This window comes from Sphingomonas citricola (genome assembly GCF_019429535.1).
Taxonomy (GTDB): domain Bacteria; phylum Pseudomonadota; class Alphaproteobacteria; order Sphingomonadales; family Sphingomonadaceae; genus Sphingomonas; species Sphingomonas citricola.
Window position 1 is genome coordinate 12643 of record NZ_JAHXZM010000010.1, and the last position, 23184, is coordinate 35826.

Here is a 23184-nt window from a genome sequence, read left to right on the forward strand (position 1 = left end):
CGGACTCCGGCCCGTTGGACGGACTACTTGCAGGAAAGCACGTGCTAAGCGCCGGTCCTCAAAGGTTCTGCTGGAGTGCGGCAATTTGACAATGAGCCTGTAGCCTTTGCCTTTGCGGACAATGACCGGAATTTGGTTCTGCCTCCATATGCGCCGGAGATCGTCTGGTGCGCTTTGGTCCATTTCGCCTTTACGCCCCGATCTCTTCACCCCAGAATTTTAATGGCGATTACCACGGTAGGGACACATAGAGTTCTCGGACAATGGCGAACCGTTCATCGAACGCAGGCAGGTCCGACAATTCCAGCTTGAGCGTATCCCAATCAGCCTGCGCCCGCTTTGTAATTTCCGGATCGTCGATCGACGTTATGGTAGGCTCGATGCTACGGGTACGGCATTTATCCACGAACGTCGTGAGTATCTTTGCCCGATCACTGTCGGTCAGCGGATTAGTCTCAGCAAGGAATGCGATGTCATAGACATCCTGACGCCGGTATCGATTCCGAATGGGCTGCTGGAGCAAGGCCCGGAACTTCTCGGCGATCAGCTCATGCAAAGTGAACGCGCGCACAGCAACGCCGGCATCCGTGAGGCTCAGTTCTTGAAAGGCATAGACCTGATCGCGGAAGCTGATCTCCATATCCAAAACGCGAGTAGCCTGGCCAGCGTCGAGCCATTTTTCCTCTCCTGATCCCCGCACCGCCGAGCCGATCCGCACAAGCAATGCTGGAAAGTCATATTGCTCGAAGTTCTTAGCTCGCGGCATCTTTTTGACCGCCTGCACACGACATAGCAGATCGACATAACCGAGGCTGATCGCCGTTCTCGGCAAAAGTGCGTTCAGCTCCTCGACGATGAGCTGGGCAAAAGTCTCGGGATCAGCGTCCGCGCTGAAATCCACATCCCCCGTCACCCGCTCGCTTTTGAAGGCAAGCGCCATGACCGCCCCGCCTTTCAGCACCAGGGTTTCTTTCAGGTTCGGCGCGACGCCGATCGCGGCCAGGACGACTTCCGTCACCTGCCGGTCACGATAGCGAACCAGGTCGGTCTTTGCAGCTTCCACCCAAGCGCGCACGTCGACATCAACAATCTCGGTTCGCTCTCCCTCGGGAGCCTCGTCAATTTCAGACATTCAGAGAAATCATCCATCGTTCGGAATAGGTCGGAGCATATGGTGCGTCCGGGTCGAGTTTCCTTGACCCCCCACGCTGGGCGAACTGCTCCCAGCCGTCGATCCGGCTATCTTCAACCTCCAGTACCTCGGATAGCAAGTAACCTGCGCGGACCTTCACCATTTTGGAATCGAATTTTTCGACCTCATCGATGATCTGGTCCGCCCATTGTTCGGCCTCCTGCTCCCAAATGTTGATCACATGGCGGATACCGCCACACAGCGCCGGCTCAGAGAGCATGTCTCCAAAGGTGCGTCCAATAGATGTGATTCGTGTCTGCTCCCCGCGAATTTTTACAGGCGTTGCAGGGTGGCTAGATTGGTGCAGGATAACTGGTCGACGACGCAATTCACCCTTGAACCCCAAGCGCAGTAGCAGGGGATGCCCCTCGTCAGGTGGGCCGCCAAAATCCTCAACCATCTTCCGATCGCGCAGCATGTTCCAAACGGGTCTTGCCGGCGTCGTGAGGTGCAACGCCTCGGGGCTACGATCAGTCAGGCCGTAGCGCTGCATCGCCGAAAGGTGAGAAACGTAGCAGAAGGGATCAACGATACAGGCCACCTCTTCAGCCGACCCATTCCGCGTGGACTGAACCACACGCCAAACGCCAGAGTGAAAGTCGGCATCTGCCGTTAGGGACTTACGAGCTTCAAGGCGGCGGAGAGAGTTCCGCGCACGGGTCTGGTCCCAGCCAGCGGGTAGCCGCTTTAACGGCTCACCGGCCCACTCTTTGGCCTCAAACAGCTTCCGGCCGAGGGTAAAAAACTCGTAATCGGTGACGATCGGCGCATCATGCTCGAGCAGGGCTTTATCGAGGCCATCATTGAAATTCATACCGTAGCGATATCCCTATGTCCTAAGGACATAGGGATATCGCTACTAGCAGTCAACGGTTTTGCGCTCTCCCCTCGCCGCCACATCTCTCTTGACACATGCCACACGGAACCGCATATGTCCTAAGGACATATGCGGTTCCGTGTAGGTCTAATTATGGTGTCTAGCTGTTTGTCTGTCAGCGTACCAGTTGAAGCTTAGGTGTGCGTGGTGCGGTCGTTGATGGCACCGCATCACTATGCAATCCCATCACCGCCAGCCCAAAGACGAGGCGGTCAAGTTCGTCCGGCTCGATATGAAGAGCCGCTGCAACATCCGCTTTCGTCATCCCATCCTCGCGCAACGCCGCGAAGATTTTCGGGATCACCAAAGACATTTCTCGCTGAGCACCTTCAGGTTCCGCCGTGCGGTAACCGCGCTGACCCATATCGATGCACAGTCCGCGATAATTCCACTCCGATAGAAGCCCAAGCGCCTGCAACCGATAGGCCAAGGCTCCCACGGATACGATCCAGTGATGCTTTAAGCGTATAAGTGTCTCCAGCGTCGGCATCATCGGTGCGTGCGCCAGGACACTCCCGCGAGGCATGAGAAATGCCGATGCAAATCGGTTAGCCTCTTGCTCGGCCTCACGACCTCTTGGTTCGTCATGCCGATGAAGAACGAGATGCCCAAGCTCATGCGCAGCATCGAACCGGCTGCGTTCCGCCGACTTTTGAGTGTTCAGGAACACGAATGGCGTCGCCTCCCGCCAGAGGGAGAATGCATCTACCTCCGCCGTATCCTCTGCCATCGAATAGACTCGAACCCCTTTGGATTCGAGCAGATGGACGACGTTGCGGATTGGCTTCTCGCCGAGCAACCAATGCTGACGCAAGACCATGGCGGCCGTCTCCGGGTCCTCTTCCCGAAGATCAAGCAGATCAGGTTGCGGCAACGCGAAACGCGCTTCAATCCAATCGTTTAATAGGAACGCCAAAGCGCCAGAAGCCAGAGCGGCTTCACGACGCGACGCTGCCATGCGCGCCATAGAGCGAAAGCTCGCAGTGCGGTTGGTCGGCTCATGCAAATCGGCACCGGCAAAGAAAGCGGCCGGAAAGCGCAGTGCCACAGCGATACGGCCGAGCGTGTCACCGCTTGGTTCGTAATCGCCGCGCTCATATCCTGTGACGCTGCGCAGATCGACGCCGATACGTTCAGCCAATTGGGTTTTGTTCAGCCCGCGCCGTTTGCGGGCCACTCTAAGACGCGAAGGGGAAAACATTGCCTCACGCGCGACGCTGAACGTCGATGTCGATGTCCGGACCAAAGTCCGGTGCCGGCATCCTAGCGCCTTCGGGGTCGAGTGGCTGGGAGCCTAAAATAATACGCTCGCGCCAGCTATCGATATGATCCTTTTCGTCCATGCTCACCGGCAACGACAGCTCGGCTCGAAGTTCCGTAGCGTCGGCATGAAACAGCAGGACATAGGTGAGGCATTCTGCCTCCTCCTTAGGAGCCGGTTCTGGGGTCGTTTCAAAAAGGTCGAGTTGCTCCACGTTAGCGTGGATCACATCAGCTGTGCGCGGCCCCTTGTCCCGCTTGGTGCGAGGAAATCCACGTGCGCTACCTGTCGCCTCATCGCCGGACGACACGGAGATGGCGATGCGGCCGTCCGGACTCAGGATGGTGGAGAACATCTGCTCATCCACCCGCGTCCATCCCAACACGACCAGCTCGTCACGCAACGTCCGAAGCGTCTCGTTCCAATGATAGAAGCCAGCCGCGATCGGTGCATCATTCGCCGTACGGGAAATTCGGGACAAATAACCTGCGCGAACCGCCCGCATCAACGGCGATGCCGTCAACCCGAGACGCGCCAGCGCCGCATCGACCTCTTCCGGCCTGTCATGGATCATGGTCTTGAGCATCGCACACCCCTCGTTTCCGATTTTTCTACATCGATCGATGTAGAAAAACAAGAAGCGGCGTGATGCTGATTGCTAAGGTAGACCTTTTTTACCTCAGGCTGTCGCAAGCTGACATATTCGACACGCGGTTCTGACACCTGCAAACCCATGCAAATGCGAGGTCGCGCGGACCGGCCGCAACCGGACGATAATGGTCAGTCCTGAACGATGCTGGGTGGGAAGTCGCGCGCAGCATGAAGGGCGAGCGAAGTGAGGAGCGGGCGGGGGGCATACCCCCCAAAAGGCGGCGACCAATTATCCCTGCAAAAGGGTCCGATTAACACCGAAGCTTCGGAGGTAAGGGGAGCCCGGTTAACACCACCCAGCGGCTCCCAGAGGGGGGTCCGATTAACACCACCCAAGCCGCGGAGAACGACGGGGGCTGTTAAGAAACCTACGCTCTCTGGCCCGCCTGTCCCGATTGGGATGGTATTTCGGGATTATGGAAGTAGATCGGTTAGCCGGTTCCACCTGAGACATCAGGAGCCACTTTGGGGTCCGGGTCCTGCGCCTTGCCGGTCGCGGGTGCCACCTTCTGGCTCGGCATAGCGGTGAGATAAGCAACGATCGCATCGACGTCCTTCTCGGCCACTGGCGCCTTATACACCTCACGCATCTTGGTGACGGTCGCCTTCCACTGATCCGCCGATAGCGCAGGCTGGGTCAGCGCCATGCTGGCTGAGTGGCACGAGGTGCAATTGGCATTGATGACGTCGGCGTGCGGACCGTCGGGGTAGGTCGCGTCGTCGGCCGGCAGGTCGACGCTGGTCGAGGCAAGCGAGAAGCCGCGCGCTGACACGCTGGCGGCCGGTGCCGGCTCAGACATCTCGGAGATCGGAACGGGCGCCTTGCGGCTGCTCGGCGCGCCGATCGAGACGAGGATGATGCCGGTCAGGCCGATCAGGCCAGCAGCCATCATGCCGGGAGACGGAGTCTTCATGATTTGCTCGCTCCTCAGGCCGCGATGATGGTGGTGGTTTCAATGTTGCCGCGCATGAACCCGCCGGGATTCCAGATCGGCTTCATCGGCTGAGCGACACCGTTGGTGTTCCAGCAGCGCACCATGATGGGGTTAGGCCCGCGTCTCAGCGGCACCCGCCCGTCCCAGCGCCGGAAGCTGTACCTGCCCTCGTCCGCTCCGAGCGTCGTCCTGTACCAGGTGCGGCCACCGTCCGACGACACATCGACCTTGGCGACGCCGCAATCGCCGCCCATTGCGATGCCGCCGACCGGGATCGACGCTTCATAGGCGATCGCCTGACCATCGGGCAGGCTGGTCATCCAGCTACGCGGGATCATGCGATTGATCGGTACGGTCGGGAAGTCCTTGGCACCGGGCGCGACATTCGCGCCGGGTGTCGCGGGGATCTTGTAGGCCTTGGCCATCCAATACTGGTCGTCAGGGCCGGGCAGTACCTCGATCGCGTTCAGCATCTTGACCCAATAGGTCGAGTACCAGCCCGGCACGATCAGCCGGCAGGGAAAGCCGTTGAGGAGCGGCAGTTGCTCGCCGTTCATGCCGAAGGCGATCATGACCTCGCCGTCGCGGGCATGGTCGATGTCGAGTGCCTTCTCGAAGTCAGGAGCGCCCGCCACGACCGGCTGATCGAGAGCGCCGAAGCGCACCTGCACCGCGCCTGCCTTGACCCCGGCGAGGTCGAGCACGTCGCGCAGGCGAACGCCGAGCCACTTGGCGTTGCCCATCGCGCCATTGCCCCATTGCGCGCCGGCGACGCGCGGCTGGAACAGCCCGCGGCTGTTGCCCGAGCACTGGTTCACCGCCGCCATCTCGACCCGTGGAAGGCGCAGCAGCTGAGCGAGGCTGATCGACAGCGGCCGATTGACGTGGCCGAAGACGTTGAGGCGGAAACTTTCGACGTCGATCGAGGTCGGTATGTCGGCCCAGTGCCAGCGGACGAAGAACTGGTCGTTGGGCGTGAACACCGACTTGTCGAAGACCTCCATCGGCGTCTCCAGCAAGGGTGGATGGACGCGCTGGAGGATCATGCTGCCCTTGCCGGGAAAGGCGCTGGTCATCGGCCGCTCGGCATTGCCGCCGGGCAGCTTCAGGTCGACGAGCTGCTGCGCCAGTGCCGGCGCGGCGGCAAGGCCGGCGGTGCCGAGCGCGGCATGGCTGAGGAAGCGGCGACGGCTGGTCTCACTCGCCAGCCCGGCGTCGAAATTGTCCATGACAAGGCTCTCCTGTGGCCAGTCACGCTGGCGGATCGAAGGGGCATTCTGCAAGTGATCGGACCGACTGATCCGATCATCATGGCGGATCAGTTCGGGGTGGCGATGCAGGGCGAGACGAACAGGTTGCCCCGCCATGCACCGGCTAGCGTCTTGGCACCGACCAGCAGCCACATCGCCGCGAGCGCAACCGTCAGCACCGTGCCGACGATACCGAAAAACATAAGGTTCAGCGTCGTGCCGAGGCGGAAGGTGGCGACGGTGTAGACGCCGAGCGGGAAGGTGTAGCCCCACCAGCCGAGGTTGAACGGCACGCCCGCGCGCCAGTAGCGGATGGTGATAAGCGTCGCGAGCGCCAGCCACCACAGGCCGAAACCCCAAAGGCAGAGCCCGGCGACAACGCCGATCCCCTGCGCGACGGTGCCGACGCCGGCTAGCCCGTGCGCGGTGAGGATCGCCGGCGCATCCGCGCCGAGCACCAGCATGCCCAGAGCACCCGTGCCGATCGGCCCCAGCGCCAGCCAGGAAGATGCCGCCATGCTTTCATGCGGCAACTTGTGGAGTGCCATGCGCAGGATGAGGATGGCGAGGATGCCAAACGCGACCGGCACCGAATAGGCCCACAGCACATAGGAGGTCGCGAGCGTCACTATCTGCGCGTGGGGATCGGTTAGATGCGGCGCGAGCAGCCCGCCGCTGGCGCCCGCCACTTCGGCAGCGACGACCGGCAGCAGCCATACGGCGGTCATGCCGTCCAGGCTGTGCTCGTGGCGGGTAAACATCAGGTAGGGGATCAGCACGCCGCAGGCGAGCGACATGGCGACGTCGATCCACCACAGGATATGCGCGACCGGCACGATGCCATTTCCGAACCGCGCGATGCCGAAGGCGAGACAGCCGTTGATGATCGTCGCCAGCCCCATCGGAATGGTCCCGATGAACATCGACACGGTGTTGTGCCCGAAGATGCGCCGCGCCTCGTGCCCGAACATCACCCAGCGCGCGCCATAGAGGCCGGCGAACAGCGCGAAGAGCGCGATATTGAAGAACCACAACACCTCGCCGACAGGTTTAAGCGAAGGCCCGATGCCGGGCACCTGCGGCAGCGCGAGGGCAAGGATGCCCGTGCCCATCGTCGCGGCGAACCAGTTGGGCGTGAACTGGCGGATCATCTCGCGGGGGTGATCGAGCCGGCTGAGCGGCTTGAGGCCGCTGAGAACGGAGTGCGTGTCGGCAGTCATGCGACCTGCTCCTTGATGAGATCCGTCAGCGCGTCGGCCGCGCGGGTGCGATAGCGTTCCTTGTGGCGCAGCGCGTGAAAGGCGCGGTCGGGCAGCCCGAGCGGCAGCTCGACGAGATCGCCAGCCTTGAGCGCGCGCGCGACGACCAATCGCGACAAGACGGCAACGCCGGCACCGGCCTCAACGGCGGTGCGCACCGCCTCGTTGGACGGCAGCGTCATCGCTATCGTCAGCTGAGCCGGATCAAACCCGCGCGTTCGCAGCACGTCCTCGAAAGTCGAGCGCGTACCCGATCCCTGCTCACGGACGATCCAGCGTGTAGTGCGCAGCCAGGCCTCGTCGATGCGTTCGGCTTCCTCGCGGCCGACCAGCACCATTGGGTCATGCCCGACATTCCAGTGGGCAAGCGCCGGTTCGTCCACCTCGCCCTCGACAAAGCCGAGTTCCGCCGCGCCGCTCAACACCTGCGCTGCCGCGCCTTCGGTGTTGTCGATCGCCAGCTCGACCGCGATCTGTGGGTGGCGTTCGTGGAAGGCGGCGAGCTTTGCCGGCAACCAATAGCTCGCGATCGTCTGGCTGGCGACGATCCGCAACGAACCACGCGCGAGCCCGGCATAGTCCGCGAGCATCGTCTCGGCATGCGCTGCCCGCCCCAGCACCGCGCGCGCTTCCTCCAGAAAGCCGCGGCCTGCCTCGGTAAGCTGGATGCCACGCCCGACGCGGTGGAACAGCGGAACGCCGTAGCGCGCTTCGAGGGCCGCAACCGCCCCGGAGGCAGCAGACTGCGTGACGTTCAGCGCCTCCGCTGCCTTGGTGACGTGTTCGCGCTCCGCGACACCGACGAATATTCTGAGCTGCTCCAAAGTCATGCAGCATATATCGCGTACTTAGATCGATACGACCAACCGTTTGATATGGTCATTCCAATCTGGATATCGGAATGGTCGGCAGCCTTTCGTCTGCGATGGTCTCGAAGACTTGAAGCGTTACGCGTGCCCGCGACGTTTGATCGTCCATGACCGATATGATCGAGCGCAGTTCTGATCCCTACAATGCCGAGCCGACGCCCGGTGCGTTGATCGAGCGGTTCCTGACGCCGCAGGCGCTGTTCTACGTGCGCAGCCACGGGCCAGTGCCGGATCTGCCCGCCAATCATCGGATCGAGGTGAGCGGGAGGGGCATGGCGAGCCGCTTCTTCTCGGTGCAGGAACTGAAGAGCACGTTTGCCACGCGCACGGTAACGGCGGTTCTCCAGTGCGCCGGCAACCGGCGTACCGATCTCCAGCAGGTCGCCAACACCTCCGGCGATCCGTGGGACGTAGGCGCGATCGGCAATGCGGAGTGGACCGGCGTACGCTTGGCCGATGTGCTCGATGCGGTCGGCGCGCCGGATGCGTCCGAGCTGTTCGTGGCGTTCACCGGCGCGGACGAGGTGGACGTGGAGGGTGAAGAAGCCTTGTTCGGGGTATCGATCGCCATGAGCAAGGCGCGGGAGCCCGACGTACTCCTCGCCTGGGCGATGAATGGCGAGCCGCTGACGCCCGAACATGGCGCCCCGCTCCGCATGGTGGTGCCTGGCTATGCCGGGGTCCGCAGCGCCAAATGGCTGACACGGATCGAGGTGCGTGAAACGCCCTCCGAGGCACCGATCCAGGCGCACGACTACAAGCTCTTCCCCGCCGCTGTGACGAGCGACACCGTCGACTGGAGCCAGGGTCTGACGATCAATGCCATGCCGCTCAACGCCGCGATCTGCTCGCCCGGTGCGGGCGAGAGTTTGGCCGCCGGAGAGGTGCGGATTGAGGGATATGCCATTGCCTATGACCGCCGTATTTCTCGGATCGAAGTGTCGGTGAACGGCGGTCGCGACTGGCAACAGGCGACCTTCGCCGATCCGGAGACGCGCTGGGGCTGGCGGCGCTGGATCCTTGACGCCACACTTGCCAAGGGACGCCAGCACCTTGTCGCCCGTGCCTTCGACGAGACCGGGCAGGGACAGCCCGAGCGGCCGGATACGATGTGGAACTTCGCCGGCTATCTGTGCACCGCCTGGCATCACGTTCACGTGCTGGTCGAATGATCGAAGCATCAGCGGCACCGGACGTCGCTTTCTGGATCGATGCGATTGGCCGGCTGGTGGTGGCGACCGCGGCCGGGATGGTGCTCGGCTGGGAACGCTCGCGTGAGAACCGGCAGATCATGGGCCTGCGGACGCTGGGTCTGGTCGGTCTGGCGAGTTGCATCGCCGTTCAGGCGATCGTGCATAGTGGCTTGCCGAACGTGAACGCCGATGCCGCAGGACGGGCGATGCAGGGCATTCTGTCCGGCGTCGGCTTCATCGGTGCCGGTGCGGTGCTGCGGGTCGGCCAGGGTCAGGAAGTGCATGGATTGGCGACCGCCGCGTGCATCTGGGTGACAGCCACGATCGGCGCGGCAGCAGGGTTGGCGGTGTGGCCGCTCATCATCGGCGGGGTGAGCCTTGCAATGCTCGTCCTGTTCGTCGGCGCGCCGCTGGAACGCCGCATCCGCGAGCGAGCCCGTCTGACGCCGGCCGAGACCGACAGGAAGGATGTCGAGCGCAAGCCGTGATCGCGCTGGACCGCCCGGTGCCCGTCGGCGCCGGGAGGCGGCAAGGCGCTATCAGGACACAAGCGCGGCATCTGCCTGACGCCGGACTTCATCGGCGATCGGATGCAGTTCGGCCGCGGGTCGCTCGCCCACCACACTATAGCCGATCCCGTCGACCGCCCATGTGACCCGGCCCATGGTCCCGCTGGACGTGCTGGTCATGCTCGCGGTCTTGTCGATCTGCATGGGCCTCGTCAGCACCGCAAGTTTCGACGCTTGCGGTCCGTCGTAGAGGAGCAGTGCCGCAGGGCCGTGGGGCGTCGCGACCAGTCGCCCCCCGCCATAGCGATAGCCGGCCGTGCTGAGGTCCGGGATCGTGACGCGCTCACCCAATCGAGCGGAGGTCCATCGGATCAGCATGGCGCGCTGGTCGGGGCCGATCTCCGCCGGTCGTATCCGGTCGGCGGCATAGACACGGAAATTATCACTCGCCTCGTTGGCCAGCGCCGCGATGCCCGCGCGGGGTTCGCCGCTCCACCGCGCGCTCGACCAGCCACCGCCAAACCCCAACGCCAGCAGAAGTGACGCGGCGATGGCGAGCTGCCAACGCGGTTGCCGTTGCCGTCCCCTGATCGCTGCCACGCGCATCGTCGCCGGGATCGGTTCATCCGCGACGGGGGCGAACAGGGATGCAAGGGCTCGCGCCTGCTCCGCCTGCTCTCGCACACGGGCATGCACGTCCGGCTGGCCTTCAAGATAGGCGTCGACCAGGCGCTGCCGCTCGGGCGACAGCCTGCCATCGATCCATGCGGCCAGATCGTCCTCGCCGATCGGGCTGGTCATTGCACGCTCCTCAATCGCGGCCGTTCACCCTCCCGGAGGAGGGTCGCCAGACGGTCGCGCCCCCGCGATATGCGCGACATTACCGTGCCCAGCGGCACGCCGACTACGGCAGCGACCTCCGCATAGGGCAGGCCCTCGACCGAGACCAGGAGCAGCACCGTTCGCTGTTCTTCAGGCAACGCATCAAGCGCGCGCAGCAGGTCGCGGTGGTGCAGGCCTGTGTCCTGATCGGCCGGGCGGCCGAGCGCGGCGTCGTCCACGAGGTGGAGCGGAACCGCCGTACCTCGCCGGCTATGCTGCCGCTGATGATCGACCAACAAATTGTGCAGGATCGCATAGACCCACGGGCGGACCTCCGCACCCCGTCGCTGTCGCCAGCGCCCGACCGCGCGCTCCAGGCAATCCTGCACCACGTCATCCGCCATCACCCGGTCGCGCAACCACGACCGGGCATAGCGGCGCAGCCCGGGGATCAGCGGTTCGATCGCGGCGGCAAGCGGGTCCATCTCAGTCGCGCTGCACCTGCACGATGCGCCCCGGCGCGCCGTTCACCACCTCCGCAACCGCCAGAAAGCGCCGGGGTGTCGCGGTGCTGCCCTGAACGATCTGGCGGATCGGACCCGATGCGTTGACGATCGCCGCACCTGCCGGGTTGCTCATGAAGTTCGCAAGCGGCTCTACAGCGCCGCTGCCGTCCGCATTGGCGGTCAGTACGAGCATGTAAGGCTTCTTGGGCTGCAAACCGGTAACGGCACTCTGCACGACCTGAATGATGCCCTGGTCGAAGAGGGTGATGCTGCTTGCCGTACCTTTGCCGCCAATCGGCCCCATGGTCAGATGCAGCGCCTTGCCCGCTGTGCCGAGCGGCTGGAGATTGTCGGTGCCGGGGCCTGTCGGAACTGCGTTCGACACATAGGCGATCGCCTGCGGTGCCTGTCCGACCGGCACGGTAGCGACGACCGTGTTGCCGGCAGTGTCGATCGCGGCCAGCTCATCGGAATTCTCTAGCCCGACATAAACGCGCCGGCCGTCGCCCGATGGCCAAACACCGTGCGGCATCTTGCCGACCGGAATTGTTGCCACCGGCGTGAAGTCGGACGTGCGGAACACCTTGACCACATTCTCTCCGCCGACCGTCACATACGCGAACTGCCCCTTGGCCGTGCGGGCGAAATTGACATGGTTCGTGATAGGCCCGGTATCCAGCACCTTCAGGATCGCGAAGGGTGGCCGAGCATCGAATGCGACCGTCTTGCCGATGTCCTTCAGCGTAAACCACACTTGCTTGCCGTCCGGCGTCGCGGCGATGTTGGGGCAGAAGGGGCTTGGCTGCGCCACCTGTCCGACCTGCGCGTGGGTCGCGACATCGAACACAGCCAATACCGGATTGAACGAAGAGCAGACATAGCCGTACCGGCCATCGGGAGAGAAGATCGTCATGCCCGGACCACCGGGCGTCTTGATGCGCCCCGTCTCCTTGTACGTCGTGGGGTCGAGCACGGCGATATAATCCTCGCCGCGGACCGTGACCCACACCTCCTTGCCGTCCGGCGTGAAGAACGCCTCGTGCGGACTGCGCCCGACATAGGTCGTGTGCTTGACGGTGTTGGTGGCGGTGTCGATCCACGACACGGCGTTCGATCCGATCGACACGACCGCCAAGGTCTTCCCGTCCGGCGAGAAGCCCAGGCCGTGAACCAGCACCTGTCCCTTGTAGAGCGGGGAGAAGTTCATCGGCTGGGGATCGCCGAGTTTGATGACGCCGAGCAGCCGGTTGTCGGCCGGGTCGGTCACCGACACCGTGTTGGAGAATTGTTCAGACGCATAGACGCGGTCGCGGTGGCTGACGGGCATGTCCTTAGCGTTCCACGGCGCCTGCTGGGCCATGGCGAGGCCCGGTGCGGCGCTCATCAGCAAGGCGGCCGAGCGCAGGATGGTCCGGATCATGTCAGTGCTCCATAGGGCTATGGTGGTCGCCGCCCTGCGTCGGGGCTGGCGTCGAAGGCGGTAGCGGCTGGCCGATCGCCAGCTTCATGGCGGCGATCTCCTGCTGCTGATCGATGATGATTTCCTGCGCGATGCGCTTGAGCTGCTCGTTATGGCCGTAGCGCAGCTCCGCCACCGCCATATCGATGGCACCCTGATGATGCGGAAGCATCATCGCCACGAAGTCGCGGTCGACGTCACCGGACGGCTTGACCATCATGCCCGCCATCATCCGGTCCATCGCGACAGACATCATGGTAGCGTAGCCATCGGCGGGGGCGGCCGCGACTGCGCCGGTAAGTAGGGCCGAAGCCGTCAGACCCAGCATCCAATCTCGTCTACGCATAAGCCTCCAGCGCATCGGTCTCGAAAGCGTAGACGATGCTCGTCGGGGTTTATTCCGTGGCCAAAGCCATTTTATCGGTCCTCACCAAAACGATAGTCTCATGCTTCTGCGGTTGGTTGACCGGGTCGCGGTCGGACAGCATATGCGCAGGCACGGCGATGGATTTCCGCCGGGCCATTCGGTCGAACCGCCCTCGCAAGGGCCGATGATTCCTACCAGGCGCCGCAAGGCAGCAAGGAGGAATCGTGCGCGCGACATTTCGCAATCTCTATGACCAGTTCAACATGGCAGCGTTCATTCGCGATCGCCGCACCCATGCCACGTCGGTACTGCGGTGGGCTTTGATCCTGGTCCCGATGGCCGCAGCGGTGGGAACGCTCTGCGCGGCCTTCCTGCGGAGCCTCGACGCCGTAACCCGGCTTCGCTTCGCCTTTCCCTGGCTGCTCTACCTGCTGCCGATCGGCGGGTTCGTGGTCGGACTGCTCTACCATCTGACAGGGCGCTCGGTCGAAGGCGGCAACAACCTCATCGTCGAGCAAATCCACGAACCGGGGGGCGGCGTGCCGCTGCGCATGGCTCCGCTCATCTTCTTCGGCACGGTCGTGACACATCTGTTCGGGGGATCGGCGGGACGTGAAGGCACCGCCGTGCAGTTGGGCGGCAGTCTTGCCAGCGGGTTTGGACGCGCGCTCAGATTGGATGCGGAAGCGACACGCACCCTCCTTATGACCGGGATCGCGGCTGGGTTCGGCGCGGTCTTCGGGACGCCGATTGCGGGCGCGGTCTTTGCACTGGAGGTGCTGGCGATCGGTCGGGTCGAGTATCGCGCGCTGGTGCCATGCCTGGTCGCGGCGCTGGTCGGTGACTGGACCTGTCTTGCCTGGGGCATTCATCACGGCGTCTACCATGTCGATGCGCTGGTGCCGGTCGACGCGCTGCTCGTCGCCAAGGCCGGTGTCGCCGGCATTGCCTTCGGTCTGACCGGGCTGACCTTTGCCGAGGCCAATCACGCGCTGGGCGGATGGTTGAAGCGCGTGATCCCCTATGGCCCACTACGACCCGTTATCGGCGGGCTGGCCGTGATTGCGCTGGTCTGGCTGCTCGGAACCCGCGACTATCTTGGCCTGGGTACGCTCGCCGCGACACCGGACAGCCTGACCATCGCCAGCTTCTTTGGTCCCGATACGCACTCGTGGAGCTGGGCGCTGAAGCTGCTCTTTACCGTCGTGACCCTGAGCGCGGGCTTCAAGGGGGGCGAGGTCACGCCGCTGTTCTTTATCGGCGCGGCGCTCGGCAATGCGCTCGCGCCGATGTTCGGAGTACCGTCGGGGCTATTCGCAGCGATCGGCTTCGTCGCGCTGTTCGCGGGCGCGGCCAACACACCGCTGGCTTGCACGTTCATGGGGATCGAGTTGTTCGGCGCGGCCTATGCGGTGCCGATCGCAGTCGCGTGCTTCGTCGCCTACCTCTGCTCAGGCCACAACGGCATCTACCTGTCGCAGCGCGTCGCTGTGCCAAAGGTACCTGCCGCACACCTCACACCCGACGCGACCCTGCGCGATGCCCGCACGCACCGCGCTTCTCGCCGGCGCACGCGCGCCTGATCCTGTTTCCTGTCGAAAGCCCGTCATGCCCAATCGTTTCACCGTCCATCACCGCGAAGTCGGGATGCTGCGCATCTATCTGAAACCGTCCGACAAGATCGGCCCGCGTCGCTTCTGGGGGGCAAAGCCGCTCTATCGCGAGCTGATTCGCACCGCGAAGGCGGACGGCATCATCAACGCCGTCGCGCAAAATACCCATTACGGCTTCAGCAATCACGAACCGATCCGGGAGAACGGCTCGGAAATTGCCGATCCGCATCTGACGATCTGTGTCGAACTGGTCGGCGATCGCGATCAGCTCGACCTCTTCTGTCGCCGGCATGGAGATCTGATCGGCGACAAGGTGATCGTCTACAAACGACTGGAGCATTGGACTATCACGCGCAAAACTGAGCTAACCAGAGCCTGATCGGCGTTCCCGTAAAGGAACCTCCAACGGGACGGACCGGACCGGCATAAAAATGCGCCCGATGAACGCCGGAGCTTTCCCAAAATATGTTCCCGAAATATGAGTCCCGAAATTCGCTGTTCGAGTTGGGATAACGGGACTCATGCTGGTTGGTTATGCGCGTGTCTCGACGTCCGATCAGGACCTGACGCTGCAAACCGATGCGCTGACCAGAGCTGGGTGCGAAAAGCTGTTCACCGACAAGGTGAGCGGCGCAAAGCTGAACCGGCCCGGCCTGATCGAGGCCCTCAATTTCGTGCGGGCCGGCGACACGCTGGTCATCTGGAAGCTCGATCGGTTGGGCCGCTCGATCCAAGGCCTGATCGAACTGGCGGCCGACCTCTCGGCGCGCAAGGTCGATTTCCGGTCGCTGACGGATGGGTTCGACACGTCCACGCCATCGGGCCGGCTGCTGTTCCATATCCTTGCCTCGGTCGCGGAAATGGAGCGCGAGCTGATAAAAGAACGGACCCTCGCCGGCCTAGCGGCAGCGCGTGCCAAGGGTGGCACCGGCGGGGGTCGCAAATCGGTGATGACGCCAGACATGCTCGACACTGCGCGCAAGCTGCTTGCGGCGGGCGACAGCCCCGCCAAGGTTGCCAAACTGCTGCAAGTCGGCCGCTCGACCTTCTACCGTCACTTCCCAGCCGGCGAACGACAGCCGGTGTCATAACCGGACGGTTTTGACACGTTTCTCGCGGTGGGCGCACTGATCCGCGCGCCCTCCAAGGCGGATTAACTGTCAGGTGGTGGAATAGGCCGCGCCCGCTTTGCGGAGCTGCGAAAGCGCCGGCGGCGATTAGCGCGCGACGCTTCCTTGACCGCTTGGGGGTCGTCCAAATCAATCATGCTGCTGGTCCTCGGAAAGGCGAGGCGCGCGAGCCGCGCCTATAATCCTGTTCCGAGCCGGAAGGTGTTGCGGACCTGGTTTTCCGGACCCGTTGCCTCGCTCTCGTCATATCCACTATGTTGGATATATGGAAAACGATTCGGCCATTTCCGCTTTGAGCGCGCTCGCGCAAGCGACACGCCTCGATGTCTTCCGCCTGCTGGTGCGGCATGAACCGAACGGTATGGCAGCCGGCGACATAGCCCGTCAGCTTGATGTGCCGCAGAATACCATGTCCGCACATCTGGGCATCCTTGCGCGCGCGGGCCTCGTGCGGTCCGAACGTCGCAGTCGATCCATCATCTACTGCGCTGACCTGGACGGCCTACGTGCGCTCACCCTCTTCCTCGTCAAGGACTGCTGCGCCGGCAATGCCGAGCTGTGCGCGCCGCTCGTCGCGGAACTCGCCCCCTGCTGCTGAAAGGACGCTTCGTGCCTGTCGATATCGTCATTTACCACAATCCCGAGTGCGGCACGTCCCGCAACGCACTCGCCATGATCCGCAATGCCGGCATCGAACCGCATGTGGTCGAGTATTTGAAGACGCCGCCCTCGCGTGCCCTGCTGGTCGAGCTGATCGATCGCGCCGGCATAGCGCCCCGCGAGCTCCTGCGAGAGAAGGGCACACCCTATGCGGAGCTGGGCCTGGGTGACACGTCGAAGTCCGACGACGCGCTGGTGGACGCGATGATGGCGCATCCGATCCTCATCAACCGGCCTCTGGTCGTCTCGCCACTCGGCGTGAAGCTGTGCCGCCCCTCTGAAGCCGTCCTCGATCTGCTGCCAAGCGATCAGCTCGGCGCGTTTGCCAAGGAAGACGGTGAGCAAGTGGTGGACGCTTCGGGCCAGCGCGTCGTCTGATGCTCCTGGCCGTCCTGATCTTCGTCGCCACAATCGCGCTCGTCATTTGGCAACCCAAGGGCCTCGGCATTGGGTGGAGCGCCATGGGAGGGGCGGTCGTGGCGCTGCTAGCGGGCGTCGTCACGCTGTCCGACGTGCCGGTGGTGTGGAACATCGTGTGGAACGCGACCGCCGCGTTCGTTGCCATCATCGTCATCAGCCTGTTGCTCGATGAAGCCGGGTTCTTCGAATGGGCGGCGCTGCATATCGCACGCTGGGGCAGGGGGCATGGTCACCGACTATTTGTCCTGATCGTGCTGCTCGGCGCGGCGGTGTCTGCGCTGTTCGCCAATGATGGCGCGGCGCTGATCCTGACGCCGATCGTCATCGCGATGCTGCGGGCGCTAGGCTTCAAGGACAGGGCGACACTGGCGTTCGTCATGGCGGCGGGGTTCATCGCCGACACGGCCAGTCTGCCGTTGGTCGTGTCGAACCTCGTCAACATCGTGTCGGCCGACTTCTTCGGCATCGGCTTCGGCGATTATGCGTCCGTGATGGTGCCGGTCGATCTAGTGTCGATCGCCGCCACGTTGGGCGCGCTGCTACTGTTCTTTCGAGGTGACATACCAAGAGCTTACGATGTGGGGGCGCTACGTACGCCCCGAGAAGCGATCCATGACGCCGCGACCTTCCGCGCCGGATGGATCGTTCTCGCTTTGCTGCTTGCCGGCTTCTTCCTGCTCGAACCGCTTGGCGTGCCCGTCAGCGCCGTTGCCGCTGCCGGCGCGATCCTTCTGCTGGTAATCGCCGGACGTGGGCACGTGATAGAGACGCGGAAGGTGCTGCGCGGCGCACCGTGGCAGGTCGTGATCTTCTCGCTCGGCATGTACCTGGTGGTCTATGGCCTGCGGAACGCCGGCCTGACCGATCATCTGGCTGCGCTCCTCGATCGGACGGCACAAGGCGGTGTCTGGAGTGCCGCCTTGGGAACAGGCGTGATCGCAGCCGTTTTCTCCTCGGTGATGAACAACATGCCGACCGTGCTGGTGGGCGCGCTGTCGATCGATGCGGCCCATGCCACGGGCACGGTCAAGGAGGCGATGATCTACGCCAACGTGATCGGCTGCGACCTCGGTCCCAAGCTCACGCCGATCGGATCGCTCGCGACGCTCCTGTGGCTTCACGTTCTCGGCCAGAAAGGCGTGCGGATCGGATGGGGCTATTATTTCCGGATCGGTGTCACGCTGACCGTGCCGGTGCTGCTGGTCACGCTCGGTGCCTTGGCGTTGAGGATTACCATCGAATGACTGCCCTGATCTACATCGGCGCGGCGCTTGCTGAGATTGCCGGATGCTTCGCATTCTGGGCGTGGCTCCGAATGGGCAGGGCGCCCCTCTGGCTGGTCCCCGGCGTTGCCTCCCTAATCCTTTTCGCCTGGCTTCTGACCCGCGTCGACAGTGATGCCGCGGGGCGGGCCTATGCCGCTTATGGCGGCATCTACATCTGCGCCTCCCTGCTCTGGCTGTGGAGTGTCGAGGGCGTCCGTCCCGATCGCTGGGATGTCGGCGGGGCCGCCCTCTGCCTTGTCGGAACCTGTTTGATCCTGCTCGGGCCTCGCGGCGCATGATGACGCCGATCGCCAGGCTTCTCCAAGCCAGCGACCTTGCTGAGCTGTCGCGGCACCTCGACGCCATGGGCTTGCCCAGCACCGATCTCGCGGAGCCTGACCGCGTGTTCTTCCGGTTCGATGCGGATAGCCTAATTGGCTATGGTGGTCTGGAAGGCGAAGGAGCCGACCGTCTGCTCCGCTCCGTCCTCATCCTTCCCGATCGTCGGGGCGCCGGCATCGGCCGCGCGCTGGTCGCCGCGCTCGAACAAGAAGCTTGCACACTGGGCGTACAGCGACTCCATCTACTGACCACGACCGCGGCCCCGTTCTTCCGCATGCTCGGCTATGCGGCCGCCGATCGCCATTCGGCACCGTCCGCTATTGCCGCCACGCGCGAGTTCACCTCGCTCTGCCCCGCCTCCGCGACCTACCTCGTGAAAGCCCTCTGATGCCGCTTCGTACCCTTGCCGATTTGGATGTTCTGCCGGCACTCGATCCGGCGTTTATCCGTCATCGCCTCGCCGCGGATCTTGGGCCGACCGAACCCGCTCCCCGCATCCTGCTGCTCTACGGCAGCCTGCGTGAGCGCTCCTTCTCGCGCCTAGCCGCGGAAGAAGCGGCGCGCTTGCTGCACCTGTTTGGCGCAGACACGCGCATCTTCGATCCTTCCACGCTGCCGCTGCCCGACCAAGTGGCGGGAGACGATCACCCGGCCGTTCACGAGTTACGCGAGCTATCAATGTGGTCGGAGGGGCAGGTCTGGTGCAGCCCTGAGCGGCACGGCCAGATCACGGGCATCATGAAGGCGCAGATCGATCATCTGCCGCTCGAGATGAAGGGGATGCGGCCGACGCAGGGACGCACGCTCGCGGTGATGCAGGTGTCGGGCGGATCGCAATCGTTCAACGCAGTCAACACACTACGCCTGCTTGGCCGCTGGATGCGGATGTTCACGATCCCCAATCAATCATCGGTGGCGATGGCCTACAAGGAGTTCGACGAAGCTGGGCGCATGAAGCCGTCGAGCTATTACGACCGTATCGTCGATGTAATGGAGGAGCTGGTGCGCTTCACCGTCCTGCTGCGCCCATATGCAACCCAGCTCGTCGACCGCTATTCCGAGCGCAGGCACGCCGGCGTGCCAGTCGACGTCAGAACCGATCTGTCGAGCATCGCCATCGCCCGAGCTGACGCTCAAGCGTGATCGAAAGCCGCCAGAATAGGGCACGGTCCCGCTGATCCGTTTCCGCACTCGTGTGCGAGATGCCGCAGTGACGCGCGTACCCGCTCAAGCTCCTCGATCTTGGCGTCCAGCACCGTAATCCGCTCGCTGGCAAGCTCGCGTGCGCGTGCGCGATCGTCGGTCGCGTCGAGCGCCAGCAGCTCGCCGATCTGCTCCAGCGTGAAGCCGGCGCCCTGGGCCGATCGGATGAAGCGCAGCCGGCGAACATCCTCCGGGCCATAGCGGCGGATACCGCCCCCGGACCCGGAGTTTATCGGCCTGTCGGGCGTGTCGAGAAGACCTCGGCGCTGGTAGTAGCGGATCGTTTCCACGCCCACATCGCCTTCTCGAGCGAGCCCTGCGATCGTCATGCCGGTCATGCCTTGACTCCGTACTATAGTACGGATGCCATATAGGTCGGGCACAGAGGCCGGAGAAGACGAATGGCGACGTTCGCGCCCAAGAAGGCGACGATCTATCGGATGGTGATGCCGACCCACACCTGTCCCTACGGGATCAAGGCGAAGGATCTGCTGCGCCGGCAGGGTTATGAGGTCGAGGACCATTGGCTACGCACGCGCGAGGAAACCGACGCGTTCAAAGCCGAGCATGGGGTCAAAACGACACCCCAGACCTTCATCGGTGGCGAGCGGGTAGGAGGCTACGACGATCTGCGCCGGTTTTTCGGTAAGACCGTGGCCGACCCCACGGCGGTGACCTACCGGCCGGTCGCGGTTGTGTTCGCGATGACGGCATTGATGGCGCTGGCGGCCAGCTATGCCGTGCTCGGCACACCGTTCACGGTACGCGCGGGTGAGTGGTTCATCGCCTTCTCCATGTGCGTGCTGGCCATGCTCAAGCTCCAGAACGTGGAGAGCTTTTCGAGCATGTTCCTCAACTACGATCTGCTTGCGAAGCGCTGGGTGCCCTATTCCTACACCTACCCCTACGCGGAAGGCGCAGCGGGCGTGCTGATGGCGGCCGGCGTGCTGACCTGGCTGTCGGTGCCGATCGCGCTGGTGATCGGGACGATCGGAGCGGTCTCGGTCATCAAGGCCGTGTATGTCGACAAGCGCGAGCTGAAATGCGCGTGCGTGGGCGGTGACAGCAATGTGCCGTTGGGCTTCCTGTCGCTCACCGAGAACGTGATGATGGTCGCCATGGCGATCTGGATGGTGCTGGGCGTCGCGCACTGATCTGGTGCGGCGGCCCGGCGCAAGCTAGAAGGGCTGCATGAGCTTCGGCCGCCTCGTCCGCACATTTGCGCTGCTCCTGCTGGGCGCGATGCTGCTCGTGCGGATGGGCCCGATGTGCGAGGCCATGGCGCAGGCTGCGCCGCCTTCGCAGGCGCATGCCGGAATGGCCGATTGCGATCGCGCGCCGCTCACGCCCGTAAAAAAGACCCCTCCGGTGGACTGCGTAGGAGCCTGCATCGCAACGGCCCTCGACGTTCACACGTCTCCCGCGCCGCAGCTCGCCGTGCGGACGGATCCGCCCGCACCCGAGCCTCATGCCCTTGTTGGTCGCTCGGGCGGTCCTGCACCGCCACCTCCTCGAACCGCCTGATCGACGTGGATTCCGATCAATCAGTGCATTTGAGGAAAATTACACATGAAGACCATCAAGTTCATCGGCGCGGCTATCGCGCTCACGCTCGTTCCCGCCACGGCCTTTGCCGCCGCTGACTGCTGCGCGGGGAAGGAGTGCTGCAAGGATGGCGCCGACTGCTGCAAGGACAAGGACGGCGCGAAGAAGGATTGCTGCGCCGACATGAAGGACATGAAGCACGGCGAGCACGCCGGTCACGACATGTCGGGCATGCAGAAGAAGTAAGCTGGGAGGGGAGGCGTTCGCGCCTCCCCTTTTCAATGGCGGGCGAACACCCTGCGGCCGCTCGGCCCGAACGCGATCACGTCATAGGCCTGGGCCTTCATGCCCGGCATTTCCATGCCCGGTGAGCCCATCGGCATCCCGGCGACCGCGAGGCCGGTGACGCCCTTCGGATGCGTGGCCAAGGCGCGCTTCATGTCGGCAATCGGAACGTGCCCTTCGAAGGTCATGCCGTCGATAATGGCAGTGTGACAGGAGGCGAGGTCTTGAGGCACGCCGCGTGCCTTCATGAACGCCGGCCGGTTCGCATCGTCGACGACGCGGACGGCGCGGCCGAACTGCTCCTTCACCTGCTGCGCCCATTTCTCGCAACAGGGGCAACCCGGGTCGCGATGCATCAGGACGGGACCCGCGGCGAGAGCCCCCGCAGGGGTAGCGCACGCCAGCGCGGCGGCGAGAAGGCGAAAGCGATCCATATCTGAGTTCCCGGGTGGCCATCCCCCGCACGGTGACGGGGGGAGGGACGATAGTCGATTACTGGGCGCTCTTGCCATGCGCCCGCAGCCAGGCGTTCAACTCGCCGATCTCGCGGGTCTGCTCTGCGATCGTCTTGGTGGCCATCTGGCGAACCTTGGGGTCCTTGGTCTCGCGAAGCACGATACGCGACATGGCGATGCCGCCACGGTGGTGCTCGACCATCTTGCGGACCCACGTCTCGGTGGCATCGGCACCCATCGCCGACATCATCTTCTGATGCATGTCCATCTCGGCCTGCGGGTACGGGTTCGCCGGCGTCGGCCGCATCATCTGCCCATGGTTCATGCCGGAATGGTCCATGCCCTGCATCTGGGCGACCGCGGGAGCCGCGCCGAGGGCGGTCGCGACGGCCATAATCATCATTTTCTTCATCGTGTCGCTCCTGCGTCAAAACCCCCGCTCAACAGGGATACGGGCTCAAACCGATTAGCCCTCAAGCGATGTTGCTCAGCGGATCGGCTGAAGCGTGTTGACGCCGACGCTCTCGTCGGTTTCGGGGGGCGGGGGAGGCACCTGCTTGTCGCGATAGGAGGGGAGGTCGGGCGCATTGTCGGGCGTGGGGTGCGCCTCGAGCCGGGCGATGTAGCGCTTCATCTGCGCGATCTCGCGGACCTGAGCATCAATGATCCCGTCCGCCAGCTTGCGTACCTCGGGGTCTTTGATGTGCGCGCGCTCGCTGGTCATGATCGCGATCGAGTGATGCGGGATCATGGCCTTCATATAAGCGACGTCGCCGACCGTCTCCTGGCTACGGACGAGCCACAAGGCGCCGGCGAATACCGCGATCGAGGCTGCCACGATGCCGAGATTGGCCCGCCGGTCGGGGTACATGCCCCACATGAAGCCGATCATGATGAGCGCCATGGTGGCGCCCATGACGATCGCCATCCACGTCCGGGTCTGGCTGTATTCGACATGGCTCAGTGCGTAGGTGTTAAGGTACATGAGCCCGAACATCACGACCGTCGACGTCGCGATCATCGCGGCGAAGCGCCCGTAGCTCATCCCCATATTGCCGCCCTGTTTGGAGCTGGGGTCGTCGTGGTTCATCATGCGCTCTCCTGTGCGGCCCCACC

Annotated in this window: 29 protein-coding genes and 1 riboswitch; of the genes, 13 read left to right on the plus strand and 16 right to left on the minus strand. The window is 63.7% G+C overall.

What is annotated here, in order from left to right; genetic code table 11:
- Window positions 1-229 precede the first annotated feature (229 nt).
- The 8 genes from KZ810_RS16850 to KZ810_RS16885 all read right to left on the minus strand — a co-directional run bounded on the left by KZ810_RS16850 (window position 230) and on the right by KZ810_RS16885 (window position 8255).
- A complete protein-coding gene (locus KZ810_RS16850) occupies window positions 230-1132 on the minus strand; it encodes a nucleotidyl transferase AbiEii/AbiGii toxin family protein (RefSeq protein ID WP_110150404.1) in 903 nt (300 codons plus the stop codon).
- Window positions 1125-2006 carry a type IV toxin-antitoxin system AbiEi family antitoxin domain-containing protein gene (locus tag KZ810_RS16855; RefSeq protein WP_110150403.1) on the minus strand — a complete coding sequence of 294 codons (882 nt, stop codon included), beginning with the start codon at window positions 2004-2006 and terminating at the stop codon, window positions 1125-1127. Before KZ810_RS16855 ends, KZ810_RS16850 begins: the two co-directional genes overlap by 8 nt.
- Window positions 2007-2184: 178 nt before the next feature.
- On the minus strand, window positions 2185-3246 hold the full coding sequence (locus KZ810_RS16860; protein WP_219994279.1) for a helix-turn-helix domain-containing protein: 1062 nt from the start codon (window positions 3244-3246) through the stop codon (window positions 2185-2187).
- A gap of 28 nt (window positions 3247-3274) precedes the next feature.
- Window positions 3275-3916 carry a hypothetical protein gene (locus KZ810_RS16865; RefSeq protein WP_110150401.1) on the minus strand — a complete coding sequence of 214 codons (642 nt, stop codon included), beginning with the start codon at window positions 3914-3916 and terminating at the stop codon, window positions 3275-3277.
- A gap of 496 nt (window positions 3917-4412) precedes the next feature.
- Window positions 4413-4895 carry a c-type cytochrome gene (locus KZ810_RS16870; RefSeq protein ID WP_007406258.1) on the minus strand — a complete coding sequence of 161 codons (483 nt, stop codon included), beginning with the start codon at window positions 4893-4895 and terminating at the stop codon, window positions 4413-4415.
- Between the two features lie 14 nt (window positions 4896-4909).
- The gene (locus KZ810_RS16875) at window positions 4910-6145 is read right to left on the minus strand and encodes a molybdopterin-dependent oxidoreductase (protein ID WP_007406293.1); all 1236 of its coding nucleotides are present in this window, start codon (window positions 6143-6145) and stop codon (window positions 4910-4912) included.
- An 89-nt stretch (window positions 6146-6234) separates the two neighbouring features.
- The gene (locus KZ810_RS16880; protein WP_007406242.1) at window positions 6235-7386 is read right to left on the minus strand and encodes a TDT family transporter; all 1152 of its coding nucleotides are present in this window, start codon (window positions 7384-7386) and stop codon (window positions 6235-6237) included.
- Entirely contained in the window at window positions 7383-8255 is an 873-nt protein-coding gene (locus tag KZ810_RS16885) for a LysR family transcriptional regulator (RefSeq protein WP_007406272.1), read from the minus strand. The genes KZ810_RS16880 and KZ810_RS16885 overlap by 4 nt, the downstream gene beginning before the upstream one ends.
- A gap of 146 nt (window positions 8256-8401) precedes the next feature.
- Between KZ810_RS16885 and KZ810_RS16890 the strand changes: the two genes are divergently transcribed.
- Both KZ810_RS16890 and KZ810_RS16895 read left to right on the plus strand, forming a co-directional pair.
- Window positions 8402-9466 (plus strand): molybdopterin-dependent oxidoreductase, encoded by a 1065-nt coding sequence (locus KZ810_RS16890; RefSeq protein WP_110150399.1) that lies wholly within the window; start codon window positions 8402-8404, stop codon window positions 9464-9466.
- On the plus strand, window positions 9463-9975 hold the full coding sequence (locus tag KZ810_RS16895; protein ID WP_007406274.1) for an MgtC/SapB family protein: 513 nt from the start codon (window positions 9463-9465) through the stop codon (window positions 9973-9975). The genes KZ810_RS16890 and KZ810_RS16895 overlap by 4 nt, the downstream gene beginning before the upstream one ends.
- A gap of 51 nt (window positions 9976-10026) precedes the next feature.
- Here the strand turns inward: KZ810_RS16895 and KZ810_RS16900 are convergent, their stop codons facing one another.
- From KZ810_RS16900 to KZ810_RS16915, 4 genes are read right to left on the minus strand one after another with little or no spacing between them, the layout of a single operon-like run.
- On the minus strand, window positions 10027-10797 hold the full coding sequence (locus KZ810_RS16900) for an anti-sigma factor family protein (protein ID WP_007406229.1): 771 nt from the start codon (window positions 10795-10797) through the stop codon (window positions 10027-10029).
- Complete coding sequence (locus KZ810_RS16905; RefSeq protein WP_007406239.1) at window positions 10794-11303, minus strand: RNA polymerase sigma factor; 510 nt, start codon at window positions 11301-11303, stop codon at window positions 10794-10796. The genes KZ810_RS16900 and KZ810_RS16905 overlap by 4 nt, the downstream gene beginning before the upstream one ends.
- 1 nt (window position 11304) lies before the next feature.
- Window positions 11305-12744 (minus strand): YncE family protein, encoded by a 1440-nt coding sequence (locus KZ810_RS16910; protein ID WP_007406255.1) that lies wholly within the window; start codon window positions 12742-12744, stop codon window positions 11305-11307.
- Between the two features lies 1 nt (window position 12745).
- Window positions 12746-13111 (minus strand): DUF305 domain-containing protein, encoded by a 366-nt coding sequence (locus KZ810_RS16915; protein ID WP_219994278.1) that lies wholly within the window; start codon window positions 13109-13111, stop codon window positions 12746-12748.
- 163 nt (window positions 13112-13274) lie between these two features.
- Window positions 13275-13351, plus strand: a riboswitch (Fluoride riboswitch).
- A 23-nt stretch (window positions 13352-13374) separates the two neighbouring features.
- Here KZ810_RS16915 and KZ810_RS16920 point away from each other — a divergent pair.
- The 9 genes from KZ810_RS16920 (at window position 13375) to arsH (ending at window position 19723) form a co-directional block, all read left to right on the plus strand.
- The gene (locus tag KZ810_RS16920; protein WP_042489218.1) at window positions 13375-14733 is read left to right on the plus strand and encodes a voltage-gated chloride channel family protein; all 1359 of its coding nucleotides are present in this window, start codon (window positions 13375-13377) and stop codon (window positions 14731-14733) included.
- 25 nt (window positions 14734-14758) lie between these two features.
- Complete coding sequence (locus tag KZ810_RS16925) at window positions 14759-15142, plus strand: DUF190 domain-containing protein (protein WP_007406288.1); 384 nt, start codon at window positions 14759-14761, stop codon at window positions 15140-15142.
- A gap of 142 nt (window positions 15143-15284) precedes the next feature.
- Window positions 15285-15854, plus strand: a complete 570-nt coding sequence (locus KZ810_RS16930; RefSeq protein ID WP_110150398.1) for a recombinase family protein — start codon at window positions 15285-15287, stop codon at window positions 15852-15854.
- Window positions 15855-16158: 304 nt separating this feature from the next.
- Complete coding sequence (locus KZ810_RS16935) at window positions 16159-16491, plus strand: ArsR/SmtB family transcription factor (protein WP_066779324.1); 333 nt, start codon at window positions 16159-16161, stop codon at window positions 16489-16491.
- An 11-nt stretch (window positions 16492-16502) separates the two neighbouring features.
- Window positions 16503-16931, plus strand: a complete 429-nt coding sequence (arsC, locus tag KZ810_RS16940; protein ID WP_088368451.1) for an arsenate reductase (glutaredoxin) — start codon at window positions 16503-16505, stop codon at window positions 16929-16931.
- Window positions 16931-18217 carry an arsenic transporter gene (locus tag KZ810_RS16945; RefSeq protein WP_088368452.1) on the plus strand — a complete coding sequence of 429 codons (1287 nt, stop codon included), beginning with the start codon at window positions 16931-16933 and terminating at the stop codon, window positions 18215-18217. The genes arsC and KZ810_RS16945 overlap by 1 nt, the downstream gene beginning before the upstream one ends.
- Window positions 18214-18537 carry a YnfA family protein gene (locus KZ810_RS16950; protein WP_088368453.1) on the plus strand — a complete coding sequence of 108 codons (324 nt, stop codon included), beginning with the start codon at window positions 18214-18216 and terminating at the stop codon, window positions 18535-18537. The genes KZ810_RS16945 and KZ810_RS16950 overlap by 4 nt, the downstream gene beginning before the upstream one ends.
- Window positions 18537-18968 carry an arsenic resistance N-acetyltransferase ArsN2 gene (gene arsN2, locus KZ810_RS16955; protein ID WP_088368486.1) on the plus strand — a complete coding sequence of 144 codons (432 nt, stop codon included), beginning with the start codon at window positions 18537-18539 and terminating at the stop codon, window positions 18966-18968. Before KZ810_RS16950 ends, arsN2 begins: the two co-directional genes overlap by 1 nt.
- Window positions 18968-19723, plus strand: coding sequence for an arsenical resistance protein ArsH (gene arsH / locus KZ810_RS16960; RefSeq protein ID WP_066779332.1), 756 nt, complete (start codon window positions 18968-18970; stop codon window positions 19721-19723). Before arsN2 ends, arsH begins: the two co-directional genes overlap by 1 nt.
- On the opposite strand, the gene KZ810_RS16965 is transcribed toward arsH, so the two are convergent.
- The gene (locus tag KZ810_RS16965; protein ID WP_066779335.1) at window positions 19714-20121 is read right to left on the minus strand and encodes a MerR family transcriptional regulator; all 408 of its coding nucleotides are present in this window, start codon (window positions 20119-20121) and stop codon (window positions 19714-19716) included. The genes arsH and KZ810_RS16965 overlap by 10 nt on opposite strands.
- A 63-nt stretch (window positions 20122-20184) precedes the next feature.
- On the opposite strand from KZ810_RS16965, the gene KZ810_RS16970 reads away from it, so the two are divergent.
- Window positions 20185-20937, plus strand: coding sequence for a MauE/DoxX family redox-associated membrane protein (locus KZ810_RS16970; RefSeq protein WP_066779336.1), 753 nt, complete (start codon window positions 20185-20187; stop codon window positions 20935-20937).
- A gap of 415 nt (window positions 20938-21352) precedes the next feature.
- Entirely contained in the window at window positions 21353-21574 is a 222-nt protein-coding gene (locus tag KZ810_RS16975) for a hypothetical protein (RefSeq protein WP_066779340.1), read from the plus strand.
- Window positions 21575-21606: 32 nt separating this feature from the next.
- Here KZ810_RS16975 and KZ810_RS16980 read toward each other — a convergent pair whose 3' ends face one another.
- From KZ810_RS16980 to KZ810_RS16990, 3 genes are all read right to left on the minus strand, one after another.
- Window positions 21607-22047: a DUF411 domain-containing protein gene (locus KZ810_RS16980; protein WP_058733718.1), complete on the minus strand. Its 441-nt coding sequence runs from the start codon at window positions 22045-22047 to the stop codon at window positions 21607-21609.
- A 58-nt stretch (window positions 22048-22105) separates the two neighbouring features.
- Window positions 22106-22480, minus strand: a complete 375-nt coding sequence (locus KZ810_RS16985; protein ID WP_174236673.1) for a DUF305 domain-containing protein — start codon at window positions 22478-22480, stop codon at window positions 22106-22108.
- Between the two features lie 75 nt (window positions 22481-22555).
- Window positions 22556-23158, minus strand: a complete 603-nt coding sequence (locus KZ810_RS16990) for a DUF305 domain-containing protein (RefSeq protein WP_211280110.1) — start codon at window positions 23156-23158, stop codon at window positions 22556-22558.
- Window positions 23159-23184: the final 26 nt, after the last annotated feature.

What these genes read in the sequence shown, in the direction of transcription:
- KZ810_RS16980 (WP_058733718.1), bottom strand. Translation starts at nt 22,047, where the DNA reads ATGGATCGCTTTCGCCTTCTCGCCGCCGCGCTGGCGTGCGCTACCCCT.
- KZ810_RS16850 (WP_110150404.1), bottom strand. Translation starts at nt 1,132, where the DNA reads ATGTCTGAAATTGACGAGGCTCCCGAGGGAGAGCGAACCGAGATTGTT.
- KZ810_RS16900 (WP_007406229.1), bottom strand. Translation starts at nt 10,797, where the DNA reads ATGACCAGCCCGATCGGCGAGGACGATCTGGCCGCATGGATCGATGGC.
- KZ810_RS16975 (WP_066779340.1), top strand. Translation starts at nt 21,353, where the DNA reads ATGAAGACCATCAAGTTCATCGGCGCGGCTATCGCGCTCACGCTCGTT.
- KZ810_RS16950 (WP_088368453.1), top strand. Translation starts at nt 18,214, where the DNA reads ATGACTGCCCTGATCTACATCGGCGCGGCGCTTGCTGAGATTGCCGGA.
- KZ810_RS16910 (WP_007406255.1), bottom strand. Translation starts at nt 12,744, where the DNA reads ATGATCCGGACCATCCTGCGCTCGGCCGCCTTGCTGATGAGCGCCGCA.
- KZ810_RS16905 (WP_007406239.1), bottom strand. Translation starts at nt 11,303, where the DNA reads ATGGACCCGCTTGCCGCCGCGATCGAACCGCTGATCCCCGGGCTGCGC.
- KZ810_RS16885 (WP_007406272.1), bottom strand. Translation starts at nt 8,255, where the DNA reads ATGACTTTGGAGCAGCTCAGAATATTCGTCGGTGTCGCGGAGCGCGAA.
- KZ810_RS16880 (WP_007406242.1), bottom strand. Translation starts at nt 7,386, where the DNA reads ATGACTGCCGACACGCACTCCGTTCTCAGCGGCCTCAAGCCGCTCAGC.
- KZ810_RS16895 (WP_007406274.1), top strand. Translation starts at nt 9,463, where the DNA reads ATGATCGAAGCATCAGCGGCACCGGACGTCGCTTTCTGGATCGATGCG.
- arsN2 (WP_088368486.1), top strand. Translation starts at nt 18,537, where the DNA reads ATGACGCCGATCGCCAGGCTTCTCCAAGCCAGCGACCTTGCTGAGCTG.
- KZ810_RS16890 (WP_110150399.1), top strand. Translation starts at nt 8,402, where the DNA reads ATGACCGATATGATCGAGCGCAGTTCTGATCCCTACAATGCCGAGCCG.
- KZ810_RS16970 (WP_066779336.1), top strand. Translation starts at nt 20,185, where the DNA reads ATGGCGACGTTCGCGCCCAAGAAGGCGACGATCTATCGGATGGTGATG.
- KZ810_RS16945 (WP_088368452.1), top strand. Translation starts at nt 16,931, where the DNA reads ATGCTCCTGGCCGTCCTGATCTTCGTCGCCACAATCGCGCTCGTCATT.
- KZ810_RS16985 (WP_174236673.1), bottom strand. Translation starts at nt 22,480, where the DNA reads ATGAAGAAAATGATGATTATGGCCGTCGCGACCGCCCTCGGCGCGGCT.
- KZ810_RS16925 (WP_007406288.1), top strand. Translation starts at nt 14,759, where the DNA reads ATGCCCAATCGTTTCACCGTCCATCACCGCGAAGTCGGGATGCTGCGC.
- KZ810_RS16990 (WP_211280110.1), bottom strand. Translation starts at nt 23,158, where the DNA reads ATGAACCACGACGACCCCAGCTCCAAACAGGGCGGCAATATGGGGATG.
- KZ810_RS16935 (WP_066779324.1), top strand. Translation starts at nt 16,159, where the DNA reads ATGGAAAACGATTCGGCCATTTCCGCTTTGAGCGCGCTCGCGCAAGCG.
- KZ810_RS16915 (WP_219994278.1), bottom strand. Translation starts at nt 13,111, where the DNA reads ATGCTGGGTCTGACGGCTTCGGCCCTACTTACCGGCGCAGTCGCGGCC.
- KZ810_RS16965 (WP_066779335.1), bottom strand. Translation starts at nt 20,121, where the DNA reads ATGACCGGCATGACGATCGCAGGGCTCGCTCGAGAAGGCGATGTGGGC.
- KZ810_RS16865 (WP_110150401.1), bottom strand. Translation starts at nt 3,916, where the DNA reads ATGCTCAAGACCATGATCCATGACAGGCCGGAAGAGGTCGATGCGGCG.
- KZ810_RS16875 (WP_007406293.1), bottom strand. Translation starts at nt 6,145, where the DNA reads ATGGACAATTTCGACGCCGGGCTGGCGAGTGAGACCAGCCGTCGCCGC.
- KZ810_RS16930 (WP_110150398.1), top strand. Translation starts at nt 15,285, where the DNA reads ATGCTGGTTGGTTATGCGCGTGTCTCGACGTCCGATCAGGACCTGACG.
- arsH (WP_066779332.1), top strand. Translation starts at nt 18,968, where the DNA reads ATGCCGCTTCGTACCCTTGCCGATTTGGATGTTCTGCCGGCACTCGAT.
- KZ810_RS16855 (WP_110150403.1), bottom strand. Translation starts at nt 2,006, where the DNA reads ATGAATTTCAATGATGGCCTCGATAAAGCCCTGCTCGAGCATGATGCG.
- KZ810_RS16870 (WP_007406258.1), bottom strand. Translation starts at nt 4,895, where the DNA reads ATGAAGACTCCGTCTCCCGGCATGATGGCTGCTGGCCTGATCGGCCTG.